The organism is Arthrobacter sp. 05T423 (assembly GCF_056396245.1).
The window spans coordinates 36315-49450 of sequence record NZ_JBFTLC010000029.1 but is presented as its reverse complement, the minus strand read 5'-3'; the positions used below and the strand labels follow the sequence as shown (position 1 = coordinate 49450).

General features: G+C 67.2%; 15 protein-coding genes. 10 read left to right on the top strand and 5 right to left on the bottom strand.

All coding sequences use genetic code 11. From position 1 onward, the window contains the following. The 7 genes from AC1DFE_RS18525 (at position 1) to AC1DFE_RS18495 (ending at position 8214) form a co-directional block, all read left to right on the top strand. Entirely contained in the window at positions 1-2856 is a 2856-nt protein-coding gene (locus tag AC1DFE_RS18525; RefSeq protein ID WP_476907330.1) for an FtsX-like permease family protein, read from the top strand. Between the two features lie 193 nt (positions 2857-3049). Further along, entirely contained in the window at positions 3050-5350 is a 2301-nt protein-coding gene (locus AC1DFE_RS18520; protein WP_476907329.1) for a carbon starvation CstA family protein, read from the top strand. Next, positions 5350-5571 (top strand): YbdD/YjiX family protein, encoded by a 222-nt coding sequence (locus AC1DFE_RS18515; RefSeq protein ID WP_476907328.1) that lies wholly within the window; start codon positions 5350-5352, stop codon positions 5569-5571. Before AC1DFE_RS18520 ends, AC1DFE_RS18515 begins: the two co-directional genes overlap by 1 nt. Positions 5572-5573: 2 nt before the next feature. Further along, the gene (locus AC1DFE_RS18510) at positions 5574-6038 is read left to right on the top strand and encodes a GNAT family N-acetyltransferase (RefSeq protein WP_476907327.1); all 465 of its coding nucleotides are present in this window, start codon (positions 5574-5576) and stop codon (positions 6036-6038) included. A 161-nt stretch (positions 6039-6199) separates the two neighbouring features. After that, complete coding sequence (locus tag AC1DFE_RS18505) at positions 6200-6805, top strand: bacterial proteasome activator family protein (RefSeq protein WP_476907349.1); 606 nt, start codon at positions 6200-6202, stop codon at positions 6803-6805. 6 nt (positions 6806-6811) lie between these two features. Next, entirely contained in the window at positions 6812-7255 is a 444-nt protein-coding gene (locus AC1DFE_RS18500) for a hypothetical protein (RefSeq protein WP_476907326.1), read from the top strand. Between the two features lie 113 nt (positions 7256-7368). After that, complete coding sequence (locus tag AC1DFE_RS18495) at positions 7369-8214, top strand: aldo/keto reductase (protein WP_476907325.1); 846 nt, start codon at positions 7369-7371, stop codon at positions 8212-8214. Between the two features lie 76 nt (positions 8215-8290). Here AC1DFE_RS18495 and AC1DFE_RS18490 read toward each other — a convergent pair whose 3' ends face one another. The 3 genes from AC1DFE_RS18490 to AC1DFE_RS18480 form a co-directional block, all read right to left on the bottom strand. Further along, positions 8291-8470 carry a hypothetical protein gene (locus tag AC1DFE_RS18490; RefSeq protein WP_476907324.1) on the bottom strand — a complete coding sequence of 60 codons (180 nt, stop codon included), beginning with the start codon at positions 8468-8470 and terminating at the stop codon, positions 8291-8293. 39 nt (positions 8471-8509) lie between these two features. Further along, the gene (locus AC1DFE_RS18485; RefSeq protein ID WP_476907323.1) at positions 8510-9586 is read right to left on the bottom strand and encodes a hypothetical protein; all 1077 of its coding nucleotides are present in this window, start codon (positions 9584-9586) and stop codon (positions 8510-8512) included. Between the two features lie 89 nt (positions 9587-9675). Then, positions 9676-9921 carry a hypothetical protein gene (locus tag AC1DFE_RS18480; RefSeq protein ID WP_476907322.1) on the bottom strand — a complete coding sequence of 82 codons (246 nt, stop codon included), beginning with the start codon at positions 9919-9921 and terminating at the stop codon, positions 9676-9678. A gap of 437 nt (positions 9922-10358) precedes the next feature. Here AC1DFE_RS18480 and AC1DFE_RS18475 point away from each other — a divergent pair, with 437 nt between their 5' ends. Continuing rightward, positions 10359-10622, top strand: a complete 264-nt coding sequence (locus tag AC1DFE_RS18475) for a GlsB/YeaQ/YmgE family stress response membrane protein (protein WP_003801204.1) — start codon at positions 10359-10361, stop codon at positions 10620-10622. Positions 10623-10782: 160 nt separating this feature from the next. Next, positions 10783-10977 (top strand): hypothetical protein, encoded by a 195-nt coding sequence (locus tag AC1DFE_RS18470; protein ID WP_476907321.1) that lies wholly within the window; start codon positions 10783-10785, stop codon positions 10975-10977. Positions 10978-11001: 24 nt separating this feature from the next. Here the strand turns inward: AC1DFE_RS18470 and AC1DFE_RS18465 are convergent, their stop codons facing one another. Further along, a complete protein-coding gene (locus AC1DFE_RS18465) occupies positions 11002-11394 on the bottom strand; it encodes a nuclear transport factor 2 family protein (RefSeq protein ID WP_476907320.1) in 393 nt (130 codons plus the stop codon). A gap of 462 nt (positions 11395-11856) precedes the next feature. Here AC1DFE_RS18465 and AC1DFE_RS18460 point away from each other — a divergent pair, with 462 nt between their 5' ends. After that, positions 11857-12675, top strand: coding sequence for a hypothetical protein (locus AC1DFE_RS18460; RefSeq protein WP_476907319.1), 819 nt, complete (start codon positions 11857-11859; stop codon positions 12673-12675). Between the two features lie 20 nt (positions 12676-12695). Here AC1DFE_RS18460 and AC1DFE_RS18455 read toward each other — a convergent pair whose 3' ends face one another. Then, positions 12696-13136 (bottom strand): hypothetical protein, encoded by a 441-nt coding sequence (locus AC1DFE_RS18455; RefSeq protein WP_476907318.1) that lies wholly within the window; start codon positions 13134-13136, stop codon positions 12696-12698.

The window sequence follows — 13136 nt, the reverse complement described above, 5'->3', positions numbered from 1 at the left end:
ATGGCCCTTGACGTTGCGCCCGTGCCTCACGGCCGCTGGCACAGTTACCGCCTTGCTCTGCGGATGGCGCGCCGCGACATCAGCCGGCACCGCGGCCGGTCACTCCTGATCATCATGCTGATCCTGCTGCCCGTTGCCGGCATGACCGGTGCTGCGGCCCTGGCGCAGAGCATGGAGGAAACGCCGGCGGAACGGGTGCAGTACCAGCTGGGCAGCACCCAGGCCCGGTTCCGCACCATGTACGCGTCGAACGCCGAGACCGTGCAGGATCCCGTGCTTGAGACGGCCGCCTTGACACGGAACTTCACCAGCGATCCAGACTTCAAGGCACGGAACCCGCGGGACGCCATCCCCGGCGGGTACGAAGTCCTGACCGAGACCCAGCTGACGCTCACGGTCCGCGCCCGTGCGTCCGGTGTGGGCACGTCCGATGTCCCGGTGATGGCCAAGGCCGTCGATGCCCTGAACCCCGCCTTCGGCGGCAAATACACACTCCTGGACGGCAGGCCCGCTGCTGCCAACGGCGAAATCCTTGCCTCCCCTGGAGCGCTGGAACGCTTCGGAATCCGCGTCGGGGACAGGCTGACGACGGCGGACGGCACCTTTGCCGTCGTCGGCACGCTCCGGGATGCCACCTACTCGGACGGCAACCCCGTGCTGTTTCTCAAGCCCGGCCAGGCGGCGATGGACAGCCCGGCTGCCCAAGGGAACCCGCTCGCTGAAACGATGTACTACCTCGTGGGTTCAAAGCCCGTGACGTGGGACCAGATCCGTGGCCTGAACCGGTCAGGCATCGCTGTGCTCTCCAGAGCCGTGGCACTCGATCCGCCGCACGTCGCGGGCAGCGGGGTGGCCAGCTCCGGTGCCATGCCCGCCGCCGGCTACGTTGCCGGCGCGCTGATCGCAGCCCTTGCCCTGCTCGAAGTGGGCCTCCTGGCCGGGGCAGCGTTTGCCGTGGGAGCCAAGCGCCAGGTCCGTGAGCTTGCCCTGCTTGCCGCCAACGGTGCGGAAGCGCCCGCTGTCCGCGCGGTGGTGACCGCCGCCGGGCTGTGGCTTGGGACCATCGCGGTGGTCGTCGGCGTCGGGATCGGGGCCGGCGGGGCCGCCGCGGTGGTGGGCATAGCAAGGCACCTGGGCTCCGTCCGCTTTCCAGGCTTCCACCTGGACATCCTGCCCGCCGCGGCGGCCATGGCGATGGGCCTGCTGGCATGTTTTCTGGCGGCAGTGGTTCCTGCCCGTCAGGTTGCCCGGCAGGCTGCGCTCGGCGCGCTGAAGTCCGGCCGCGCACCAGCCGTGTCCGGGCCGTGGCCGGGGCGGCTGGGCGCGGGGCTACTGGTTCTGGCAGTCATCTGCCTGGCGGCCGGGCACATGCTGGGGCTGGCCGGGGATCTGGACGCCGTCGCTGCCCGGACTCCGCTGGTTGCGGCTTTGCTCACCGGCGGCGCGGTCCTGGCGGTGGCAGCCCTCGTGCTGCTCACCGGGACGTTCGTGCGGGTCCTGACTGCACGTACCGCGTGGATGCCGTTGCCGCTGCGGATGGCCGCCCGGGACTCCGCCAGGAACCGGAGCCGCACCGTGCCGGCCGTGGCCGCTGTCCTCGCCGCAGCAACGCTGGCCAGCGCCGCGATGGTCCTCTCGGCAAGCCAGATGGACGAAGCAAAACGCACACATATGTGGGCTGCCCACGAAAACCAGGTCACGCTGCCGCTGGAAACCGCGCCCGTGGGTGACCCGGGCGGTCCCGCCGCCCAGGCCATCGACCCGGCTGCGGTGGCCGCCGCACTGCGGAATGAACTCAGCACCGTGCAGTGGACGCAGGTCCTGAAGAGCCCGGTGACCAGCAAGTGCGACAGGAGGGCCGCGGCCGATGGATCCGCTCCCGCCGGTGGTGACAGCGCGGACTGCCTGCAGTACAAGCTGGCAGTGCCGGCGGGCCACGAGTGCCCTGCGACGCCGCAGGGCCGGGTCCTGGACGGGAGCGACTGGCGGTGCAACGGATCGATGTTCCCGGCCGGCGTGTCCGGACAGCTGCCGCAGCTGGTGGTGGGCGGCGTCGACGAGCTGCGGGCAGTGCTGGGCCGCGACCCCAGTCCTACCGCGGTGGACGCGCTGAACACCGGTGGAATGGTGGTCAGCAATCCGGTCTTCGAAAAGGACGGGAAGACCACGCTCCAGTCCTACGACGTGCGCCAGTCCGTTCCGGGCCCCGGTTCCGTCGCTGCCCACAAGGCCCTGGGCGCCTCAGAGCTGCCCGCAGTCGTGGAGGTGCCAGACGTCCCGGTCCCGTTCTACGGAGTCATTCAGCCGGGCACGGCGTCCAGGCTGGGTATCCACTTCGACAACTCCGTGATGCTGGCCCAGCTGTCCGCCTACCCGGAAGCCGCCGAGCAGGACAGGGCATCGGCGGCGCTGGCGCACGTTTACCGGATCCAGGCCATGGGCTTTTACGTTGAGCCGGGAGCGGACCGTACGGGCTCCGAGCTGCTGTGGCTGATCGTGGGCACCAGTGCACTCATTACCCTCAGCGCCGCCGGCATCACCACAGGCCTGGCGCTCGCCGATGCCCGGGCTGACCACATGACGCTTGCCGGAGTCGGGGCACCGCCGCGGCTGCGAAAGGCGCTGGCGGGCGCGCAGTCGCTCATGACCGCGTCCCTGGGCACCTCGTTGGGAGTGGCCGCCGGGGTGGTGCCCGCAGTCCTGCTCATCGGGGCCACCCGGATGTTCGCGGTGCCCGTGGTTCCCTGGCTGCCGCTGCTTGCCCTGCTCGTTGCCGTCCCGCTGACCGGCAGTGCACTGGCCTGGGTTTTCGCCCGCGCCCGTCTGCCGGTGTCCCGCCGAAGCGCTGGCACCTAGTAGCCTCCGCAATGCCAGCTGAATTGGCCCCGGACAGTCCTGGACAGGGCGGCAGCCCTCCGCTCACCGCGGCGTCGCGACCGCTCGTCGATTCCTCCGGCAGCACCCGGCAAATGGCCGCGGCTGACGGTAGCCACCTTGGTAGGGTGCCGGTGGCACACTCCGTGCCAGCTGGGAATCTCAAGGAGGAAACATGGGCACCATGCCTGAGGACGGGATCCGAAGGGCGGACGGGGGACTCAATCCCCCCGCCGACGAATTGCTGCCGCCGACGTCGGTGGATGACGCGGTCCGCGGCGCCGAGGAGCGCAGATGGACACCTGCCAAGATCGCCGTCTGGGTAGCCATCGCGCTCCTGGGTGGCGTGGCCTGGTTCATGCTGGCACTGGTCAGGGGCGAGACCGTCAACGCCATCTGGTTCGTGTTCGCCTCGGTGTGCACCTACCTGATCGGCTACCGCTTCTATTCGAAGGTCATCGAGCGCTATCTGCTGAAGCCGGACGACCGTCGCGCCACGCCGGCGGAGTACAAAGCCGACGGCAAGGACTATGTCCGCACGGACCGCAACGTCCTTTTCGGGCACCACTTCGCCGCCATCGCCGGGGCCGGCCCGCTGGTGGGGCCCGTCATCGCCGCCCAGATGGGGTACCTCCCCGGCACCATCTGGATCATTCTCGGCGTCGTCCTCGCGGGCGCTGTCCAGGATTATCTGGTCATGTTCTTCTCCATGCGCCGCGGCGGCCGTTCCCTCGGCCAGATGGCACGTGAGGAGCTTGGCGTCATCGGCGGCACCGCCGCCCTCGCGGCAACCCTGCTCATCATGGTGATCATCGTCGCGATCCTGGCGCTCGTCGTCGTGAATGCCCTGGGGGAGAGCCCCTGGGGCGTCTTCTCCGTAGGCATGACCATCCCGATCGCGCTCTTCATGGGTGTGTACCTGAGGTATCTGCGTCCGGGCAAGGTCATGGAGGTTTCCATCATCGGCTTCGTCCTGCTCATGGCCGCCATCATCGGCGGCGGCGCGGTGGCCGGCACCGAATGGGGCGCGGCGTTCTTCCACCTGGACAAGGTCACCATCGCGTGGGGCCTCATCGTCTACGGCTTCATCGCGGCCATCCTTCCGGTGTGGCTCCTTTTGGCACCCCGGGACTACCTCTCAACGTTCATGAAGATCGGCGTGATCGCGATGCTGGCCCTGGCCATCATCGTGGTGCGTCCGGAAATCACCGTTCCCGCCTTCAGCGAGTTCGCGGGCCGCGAGAACGGGCCGGTCTTCTCCGGCGCCCTGTTCCCGTTCCTGTTCGTGACCATCGCCTGCGGCGCGCTGTCCGGCTTCCACGCCCTGATTTCCTCCGGCACCACGCCGAAGCTCATCGAGAAGGAACGCCAGACGAGGTTCATCGGCTACGGCGGCATGCTGATGGAATCCTTCGTCGCCATCATGGCGCTCGTCGCGGCGATCTCGATCGACCGCGGGATCTACTTCGCCATGAACGCGCCCGCGGCGCTGACCGGAGGGACCGTGGAGACGGCGGCCCAGTGGGTCAACGGACTCGGCCTCGCCGGCGTCAACATCACTCCCGACGTCTTGGCCCAGACCGCCGCGAACGTAGGCGAGGAAAGCATCGTCTCGCGCTCCGGCGGCGCGCCAACACTGGCCGTTGGTCTTGCCCACATCATGCAGCAGTTCATCGGCGGCACCGGCATGATGGCCTTCTGGTACCACTTCGCCATCATGTTCGAGGCGCTGTTCATCCTCACGGCGGTCGACGCCGGAACGCGCGTTGCGCGGTTCATGCTGCAGGATTCGATCGGGAACTTTGCCCCGAAGTTCAAGGAAGCGTCCTGGCGGCCCGGCGCGTGGCTTTGTACGGCGATCATGGTCGGCGCCTGGGGCGCCGTGCTGCTGATGGGCGTCACCGACCCGCTGGGCGGCATCAACACTCTCTTCCCGCTGTTCGGCATCGCCAACCAGCTGCTGGCAGCGATCGCCCTCGCAGTGTGCATGGCCATCGCGGCGAAGCGCGGCTCCTTCAGGTACCTGTGGATTGTGGCCGTCCCGCTGGCGTTCACCGCCGTCGTCACCATCACGGCAAGCATCCATAAGATCTTCTCCTCCGTCCCGGCGGTGGGGTACTTCGCCAACAACGCGGCCTTCAGTAAGGCCCTGGCCGACGGAAAAACCTCCTTCGGTACTGCCAAGACCACGGCGGCCATGGAAGCGGTGGTCCGCAACACCATGATCCAGGGCTGGCTGTCCATCATTTTCGTCGTCCTGAGCATCGTCGTCATCGTCACCGCGGTGCTGGCCACGGTGAAGGCGTACCGGAATACGGCTGCGGGGATTCCCAACGTCAATAACGAGGACCGGCCGCATCCGTCTCGTGTCTACGCGCCCGCCGGGCTGATCCCCACGCCCGCCGAACGGGAGCTCATGTCGGAATGGAGCAAACTGCCCGCCGACATGCGGGTTGAGCGGGCGGGCCACCACTGATGAGCGCGGGAGCCCGGTTGGGAGGCCTGCTGCCCCCGGTAGCGGAGGCCTTTCGCGGCGCCGCGCGTTACCTGGCGGGAGTCATGGGCGCCGACGCCTACCGGAAGTACCTGGAGCACCATGCGGCGGCCGGCCACGGCACGCTTCCGATGGACGAGCGGGCGTTCTGGCGGGACCGGACGGACCGCCAGGACAGCAACCCGCAGGGCAGGTGCTGCTGAGCATGGGAGCCCCGCCGGCCGGGCTCGCCGTCCGCAGGATCGGGCCGGCCGATGCTGGCGCGCTCGTTGCGCTGGCTGCCACGGACAACCTCTTTGACGAGGACCCGGGGACCGCGCCGTCGGGGGAATTAACGCCCGACGGCGCCCGGGACTTCCTCGCGGACCCCTCGGTTCTCTTCTGGTTGGCAGAGGCCGGGGGACAGACTTTGGGCTTCCTGCACTGCTGCATCCAGCGGCGCCGGACGCCCGGCCCGTGGGCCGAGCTGCTGCTGATGGAGATGGGAACCCGTGTCGCGTGGCGCCGCCGGGGCATTGGCCGGGCGCTGGTCGCGACGATGGAGGCATGGATGAGGGGAAACGGCGTGGGGGAAGTATGGGTCCCTGCCAACACCTACGCCGTCGGTTTCTACCGCAAATGCGGTTTCGCTACGGACGAAGGCGAAATCCTGGTCAAGGAGCTTCATTGACTGGACTCGGCGTTCCGGGCCCGTGAGAGTATGAACGCATGAGCGATCCCGAAGACACTCAACCCGCCCAGGCAGCCGGTCCGCAGGCCGCCGTCGAGCCCGGTCCGCCGGGCGCTCAGCCCGCACCGGAGCCCGCAGCGCAGCAGCCTGCGGAGCCCGGCATGCCGCCTGCCATGCCGGCGGAAGACGAGGAGCCGGTGGAGGGCACCACCCTGGATGCGGAAACGGCTGGTCACCCCGCGGAGACCGACAAGCCCAAGGCCAACCTGCAGGACCTCGTGGATGAGCCGGCCAAGGTGATGCGAATCGGCACCATGATCCGGCAGCTGCTCGAAGAGGTGAAGTCCGCGCCGTTGGACGACGCCGCGCGCGGCCGCCTGGCGGAGATCCACGAGCGCTCCATCAAGGAGCTCGAGGACGGCCTGGCGCCGGAACTGGTTCAGGAATTGGAACGGATCAGCCTGCCTTTCCCGGACAACGCCACGCCGTCGGACGCCGAGCTGCGGATTGCGCAGGCCCAGCTGGTGGGCTGGCTGGAGGGCCTGTTCCACGGGATCCAGACGGCGGTCGCCGCCCAGCACGCGGCCCGGGAACACACCCTGGCGCAGATGCAGCTCCGGCAGCTTCCGCCGGGCACCGTTATTGCGCCCGGCGTCGTCATTGGTGAAAACGGCGAGCCGCAGCGTGCCAAGGCACCGCAGCCGGGCGACCCGCTGCAGCCGGGCCGGAAGGAAGACTCCGACCATGGCCCCGGCCAGTACCTGTAGGCCTCTTTGGGATTTTTCACGGCCGCCCGGCAAGGGCGGAAAGATGACGCGGAACTTGGCAAGGGCCTGTGGCGCCGTGCCCACGACCGGTTCCACCGCGGGCTGGACCGTTACCACCAGGTGCTCGAGGGCGTGGAGGACGACCAGCTCTACGGAGAGTTGCTGGAGATAGCGAACCAGCTGGCGGTGCTCTCTGGCCGAGTCCGGGGGATCTGCGTCGAGGCGCAGCGGCGGTCGCCCAGCGATGGCCTGGATATTCCGCACAACCTGTCCGGTGTCCACCGCTCACTGTCCAAGGCAGGCAACTCACTCGCCGCCACCGCCGAGGCGGCCGCGATGCTCCGGCTTGCGGTGGGACCTGTGCCCGTCGGCGCGGCCTCGGTCTGGCGCCGCGCGGAAACGGTGTTCGAACAGGTGGCCGACGCCGAGCGGCGGCTGGCGGAGTCCTGATCCGCAGGTATTTCGCCTGCCGCCGAAATATTCCCCGCGGCGGGCCGTTACGCGGCTAGCTTAGCTTCGTCGTATTCCGTCGCTGCAAGTTTGATTGTTGGCAGGATGGAGAAATGACTTCTTCACCCACACTGATGTTCAATGACGGCAACACCATTCCCCAGCTGGGCTACGGGGTGTGGCAGGTTGAAGATGACGTCGCCGAGAAGGTTGTCTTCCAGGCCTTCCAAGCCGGCTTCCGCCACATCGATACCGCCAAAATCTACGGCAATGAATCCGGCGTTGGCCGGGCGATTGCCAGTTCCGGGCTGTCCCCGGAGGAAATCTTCATCACCACCAAGCTGTGGAATGCCGACCAGGGTTATGAATCAACGCTCGCCGCGTTCGAGGAGTCCCTGGCGCGACTTGGCCTGGAAACACTGGACCTGTACCTGATCCACTGGCTCCAGCCCAAGCAGGACAAGTACGTGGACACCTGGAAGGCGCTGATTGAACTTCAGAAGCGCGGCAAGGTTAAGTCTATCGGCGTCTCCAACTTCACCATCGAGGGTCTGCAGCGCATCATCAACGAGACGGGCGTGGTCCCGGCCATCAACCAGGTGGAACTGCACCCGTACTTCAGCCAGGCAGAGCTGCGGGACTTCAACGCGTCCCAAGGCATCCTGACCCAGGCCTGGTCTCCGCTGGGCCAGGGCGGGGAGCTCCTGGAGGACCCGACCATTGCGGGCATCGCACAGAAGCACGGTGCCACCCCGGCGCAGGTGGTCATCGCCTGGCACTTGGCCATCGGCAACGTCGTCATCCCCAAGTCCGTGACGGAGTCCAGGATCCGTGAGAACTTCCACGCCCTGAACGTCACGCTGGACGCCCAGGACGTTGACGCCATCAACGGACTGGACCGTACTGCGGGAGGTAGCGGCAGGATCGGCGCGGACCCGGCTGTCTCCGACTTCGCCTGAGTCGCTAGCGACCCATTCGCAGGGAGGCCCCGCCACGTTCGCTGAAGCGGACGGGGCGGGGCCTCCCGCTGTTTCATTAAGCAGCCAGCTGCTCCCGGTGGACGGCGACGACGTCGATGATGGCCCAGCTGTCCTCGCCAGTGATGCTGCGGCTGGCGAAACGTTCCGCGGCGGACACGGTGTCGAAGACCTCGGTGCGAATCCGGCCGCAGTCGGCGTCGAAGTAAGTTACGTGGAACTCCTGATTAATTTCCATGGCTCCATCGTGCAACCGGGGTCTGACATTTTTGGCAGTTCAGTCCGGCGTGTTGCGTAGACGAAGGACACGTTCCTTCGCGAGCACGGCCGATCGCCGGGTTTTCTCGGCTGCCCTGGCGTACTGCTTCGCCTCTGCAGCGGCGGTTTCACGTTCCTTGCGGGCGGCATCGAGTGAGAGTTCCAGGTTCCGGAGCCGTTGCCGTGCCGCGTTTACTTCCGAGGTGAGCTGGACGAAGGCTGCTGCTGCATCCTCCTGGGCCTGCGCGCGGCGTTCGGCTTCGCCGGCTGCCTCCGCAGCAGCTTCCTCGGCTTCCGCCAGCGCTGCCTGTGCCTTCTCCAACAGGGAGGGCGTCACGGGTCGGGGAGCGGAGCGGACGGCCCGCAGCCGCGGCTTTTCGTGCCCTTCGGCGCCGGTGTGTTCCGTGGCCCTCGGCGGACGGGCGGGTGTGCGCCGACCCGCCGGAGCGCTTGGCGCGGACGGTTCCTCTTGGCGACTCTTCGGCGCCCCAGCCGGCCGCCGCGTCCCACTAGCCGGGGGGTGCGCTGCGTCCGGTCGCTGTGTTCCGCTCGGGGGCGGGGGCGGGGGCGGCGGGAGCTTGCCGAGGGCGGACGGAAGCGCCACGGCGTCGCTAACATCGACCTGGTCCACGCCGTCGGCGGACAGTCCGCGGAGCAGCAGCCCGCTTTCGACGGCGGCGGCAGCCGCCAGGTCCGCAGTTGCGGCCCGCAGTGTCTCTTCCACTTCGGTGGCCACCGCGGCGCTGATCTTCCGGCCATGCTTCTCAGCGGCGAGCCGTGCTTCACCGACGGCGGTTCCGAGGAGCTTCCGCCGCTCCTTGGCGAGCTCCCGCAGGGCCGCGGCATCGAGTGATGCCTGTGCCTCCTGCATGGTTTGGCCGAGGCTCCTGAGCTGCTGCACGGCGTCCGGCCGGTGATGCGCCAGCATGTTGACGGTCCAGCCGGCCACGGAAGGCTTCGGCAGGGTGCGGATCGCCTGTGCAAGAGGTTTGTTGGAGGCGGCGGCGTCCTTGGCGGCGGCAGTGCGGGCGGCGATGAACTCGTCGAACGGAAGCGCGTACAGGGCCAGGGCTGCGCGCTCCAGTTCCTCGTCCATGACAGCCATCATATGTACGGGCGCGCAGGTTTCAGCAGCCCCCTGGGGCGGGGCCATGTCCCGGCGCGTCGGCCGGGCGCCGGTCCGCCCTAATGGGCGGCCAGTCTGCTGCCCGGGCCGCTCTGCCACCTGTCCAGCAGGTAGTGGTACAGCCTGAGGACAGCTTTGTAGAGGCCCACGGCCATGGCATTGAGGAGTAGAACGATCACTTGCACGGCGCCGGCCCCGAGCAGAAGCAGGCCAAGCACTGCGAGCGCCGGCAAAAACATAAGAAATACGGCTATAGCAACGGCGATATAGCCGAGGGCGTAGCTGACGATTGTCGCCTGGTCCACTGGAATCCACCACAACCAGCTCAATGACTCCGGATGCTGCAATCTCCTGTGCAGCTAGGGTGATGTGGTCCCCGGCCGCGAGTGCAGCCGGGGACCACTTAGCGGGAATGAGGATCCGCACGCTATTGATGCTGCACCTGCGCAAAAATGCGCTGTGGCGTTCTCTAAAAGCTCACCGCCCAATAAGCAGCTTTGCGTGTACCGGTATCCCGTCCCGGTCCATGAGGCGTTGACTTTGCTGCCGGTGACCCCTCCTCGACCTCAGTTCCGACGATGGTTGATACCGATTTTTATAGCACCGCCTTCAAAGGCCTGACAAGAGAAATTTGCAGGACGCAGGCAGCCAGTGCTTGCCAGCTACTAAGCATGCTGATTAACTCATCTCTATAGCTGGTGCCACACCCGCGGTACCTGCCTGGTGGAAAGGAAAGTGCGTCATGGGAATTCTTGGATTTCTCCTGCTCGGTCTGATTGCCGGGGCCATTGCAAAAGCCATTCTTCCCGGGAGGCAGGGCGGCGGTTGGATAGTCACCCTCGTCTTGGGCGTCGTCGGGGCAATCCTCGGCGGCTGGATCGGATCGCTGATCTTCGGTGGTGGCCTGGGTGACTTCTTCGACCTGAGGACCTGGCTGCTGTCAATCCTCGGTGCCGTCATTGTTCTTTTGATCTACGGTGCAGTCACCCGGCGAAGCCGGGTCTGACCTGAATTAATAGCCTGGGGATCTCCACGTGGGGGCCGCCCCAATCAAGGGCCGGCCCCCACTGGTTCCCGCGTCTCCGCTGCCACACGCGTATCCGGAGCAGGAGTATCCTCCGGGGGACCACCAGGGGAAAGGGTTCGCGGCCGGACAGGAGGTGAGCATGACGTACGCTGCGGAGGAATGGACCATCCGCCGCCAGGTCATGGGCGTCATCATTGATGTTCTTTCTGCGGTGGCCACAGGCCCTGACGTGCGCCAGAGCCTGTTGCGGCACCTCGAAGAATACCCAGGCAACCCGGAGAAAGCACTGCTGGCACACCTGGCTGACCCGAGCATCGCTGACGACGTCGCATAGAGGCTCCGGCGGCAACGAGGGGAGCTACGACCAGAAATCGGCCGCTTTGGCCGTGTCCTCAGGGAATTCGTACACCTCGCTGACCTTCCCGCCGTTAAGTGCAAATACGAGGACGGCGCGCTGGTCGATGACCGTGCCATTGCGTTGCGCGTGCACCCGCTGGAAGCCGACGGTGTGGTTTTCCCCGCCGATAAGATCGTCCAAGCCGACCTTGACCGTGCCGCCGGATCGCGTGAACAATTCACCGAGGTAGGCGAGTATGGCATCCCGGCCCTGCTTGTCACCGGAAAGACCGCCGCTCCCTCCCAAATGCCAAACGGCGTCCTCGTTGAACAGGCCGGTAAGGGTGTCCATGTCACCTGCGCCGAACGCCTCGTAGCCTCGCCGCACCGGGGCGACATCATCCTGGGTTCCCATTTCTCCACCTCATTGTCGTTGTTGCCGGATCCCAGCGAGGAAAGGTCAAGCCTGCCGGGCGGCGATGTCGATGGGGTGTTTGATGCCCGGGGCCGACGACAACGCGGCAGGGCGGTCCGGGGACCGCAGGGCTTTGACTCTGGCTTTGTCAGGCCGCGCAGGGGCTGTCGCTGACGGCCATCTGTGGTGCGCTCCACTGCCAGGTCGGGGACCTCCTGGTCACTGCACGCGGTGCCGCTGACGTTGCCTGACGGCGGTGCCGCCACCGGCAGCTCCGGACGCCCCTAGACTGTTCCCATGGGCGAGGATGGCGCATCCGCCGGCAGGGCGACATGCCGTACTGGTGGCCGCCGTCGGCTTGCGTCCTTGGCGGCGGCTGCCTCGGCGACGGTCCTCGCGCTGGCGGCCTGCACCGCGCCGGAGCCACAAGGGACTCCCGAAGCACTGCCCATAACAGTGGAGGTGAACCAATCGCGTGACCAGTACGGAAAACAGGCCATCCAGCTTCTCCTCACCAACGTCTCGGACAAGCCCCTGACGGTAGCTGGTGCCAGGCTTGCGTCGCCATTGTTCAAAGGGGTCATCTCCTGGGAGCCGAAGGGTGGCGGCCTCGAACTGCCTCCCAGCCAGCCCAAGAGTCTTCCCGCCGGGCTTCCGGCCCCGGTCTGTGACCGGAGCCCATCAACCACTGGGCAGCCCACCGCCAGTGTGCGGTATTCGCAGCCTGGGCAGACCGGGCTGCGGGAGGTGGCACCCGTCGCCGCGGACCCCTTCGGGGTCCTCGAGCGGAATAATACGGAGCTCTGCCTCGCGGAGGAGGCGGCCGCCGTGGCGGACATCGTCCTGGACCCCCGCCTTGAGGTTGCACCGGACTCCCGCACCGCCGTCGTCCGGCTGGTCATCACCCCGACTCAAACGGACGGGACGCAAACGGACGGGACGCAAACGGACGGGCCGGATGCGGGCGGCGCCGGCCCGGACGTGACGGGGCGGTCGCTGACCATCGAAAGCATTGACGGGACCACCCTGATTGCCGAATCCGCGGAGGAACCCTGGCCGCGGAACGTTGACATCATGCAGGGTGGCCCGCGCTCTGAACTGCGCCTGCGGATCCGGCCTGCCCGTTGCGATCCGCATGCCATCGCCGAAGACAAAGTCGGGACCCTGCTGCCCTTGCGTGTGAGGGCTGGAGAACGCGGGGGGCAGCTGAAGATCGCGGCCGGCACGGTGCTGCGCGGGCAGATCTACGACTTTGTGACGGCGGCGTGCGCCCAGGGCTGAAGGGACAGGCACCACTCTCGTCAGCAGGTCACCGTGCCTTGATATGGGGTGCCGGTCCAGACGTTGCCGGGGCCCGCGGTGTAGATACCCCGGATCTGGTAGGTCCAAGTGCCCTTGGCCGCAGGATGCGCTGAGTAGGACCCCGCTGTTGTCTGCACAGGGACACCGCTGGGGTTTAGCAGGATGAATTCGTAGGCCGTGGCGCCCGGTACCGATCCGTAGTTTGCGACACTGACGGCGAGTGCACGGCCGTTGCCGCAGACGGCGCTAACACTGGCGCTTACGGGTACGGTAAGGGCCAGACTGGACGCTGTGACCTGCCCGGAAGCCGTGCGGCTGAAGGCTGCTTCGGCGATCCCCGGAGCTCCGCTGAGCAGTATGGCAGCAGCAGCAGCGCCGGCGGCGCGCCGCCGGGCCAGGGACACAGTCTTCGTGTCGGAGGGCTGACGGCTACGGGGCAC

Bases quoted from the DNA above. Each gene is read 5' to 3' on its own strand.
- AC1DFE_RS18475 (WP_003801204.1), top strand. From the start codon at position 10,359: ATGGGAATTCTTGGATTTCTCCTGCTCGGTCTGATTGCCGGGGCCATT.
- AC1DFE_RS18485 (WP_476907323.1), bottom strand. From the start codon at position 9,586: ATGGACGAGGAACTGGAGCGCGCAGCCCTGGCCCTGTACGCGCTTCCG.
- AC1DFE_RS18510 (WP_476907327.1), top strand. From the start codon at position 5,574: ATGGGAGCCCCGCCGGCCGGGCTCGCCGTCCGCAGGATCGGGCCGGCC.
- AC1DFE_RS18490 (WP_476907324.1), bottom strand. From the start codon at position 8,470: ATGGAAATTAATCAGGAGTTCCACGTAACTTACTTCGACGCCGACTGC.
- AC1DFE_RS18520 (WP_476907329.1), top strand. From the start codon at position 3,050: ATGGGCACCATGCCTGAGGACGGGATCCGAAGGGCGGACGGGGGACTC.
- AC1DFE_RS18515 (WP_476907328.1), top strand. From the start codon at position 5,350: ATGAGCGCGGGAGCCCGGTTGGGAGGCCTGCTGCCCCCGGTAGCGGAG.
- AC1DFE_RS18495 (WP_476907325.1), top strand. From the start codon at position 7,369: ATGACTTCTTCACCCACACTGATGTTCAATGACGGCAACACCATTCCC.
- AC1DFE_RS18465 (WP_476907320.1), bottom strand. From the start codon at position 11,394: ATGGGAACCCAGGATGATGTCGCCCCGGTGCGGCGAGGCTACGAGGCG.
- AC1DFE_RS18505 (WP_476907349.1), top strand. From the start codon at position 6,200: ATGCCGCCTGCCATGCCGGCGGAAGACGAGGAGCCGGTGGAGGGCACC.
- AC1DFE_RS18525 (WP_476907330.1), top strand. From the start codon at position 1: ATGGCCCTTGACGTTGCGCCCGTGCCTCACGGCCGCTGGCACAGTTAC.
- AC1DFE_RS18470 (WP_476907321.1), top strand. From the start codon at position 10,783: ATGACGTACGCTGCGGAGGAATGGACCATCCGCCGCCAGGTCATGGGC.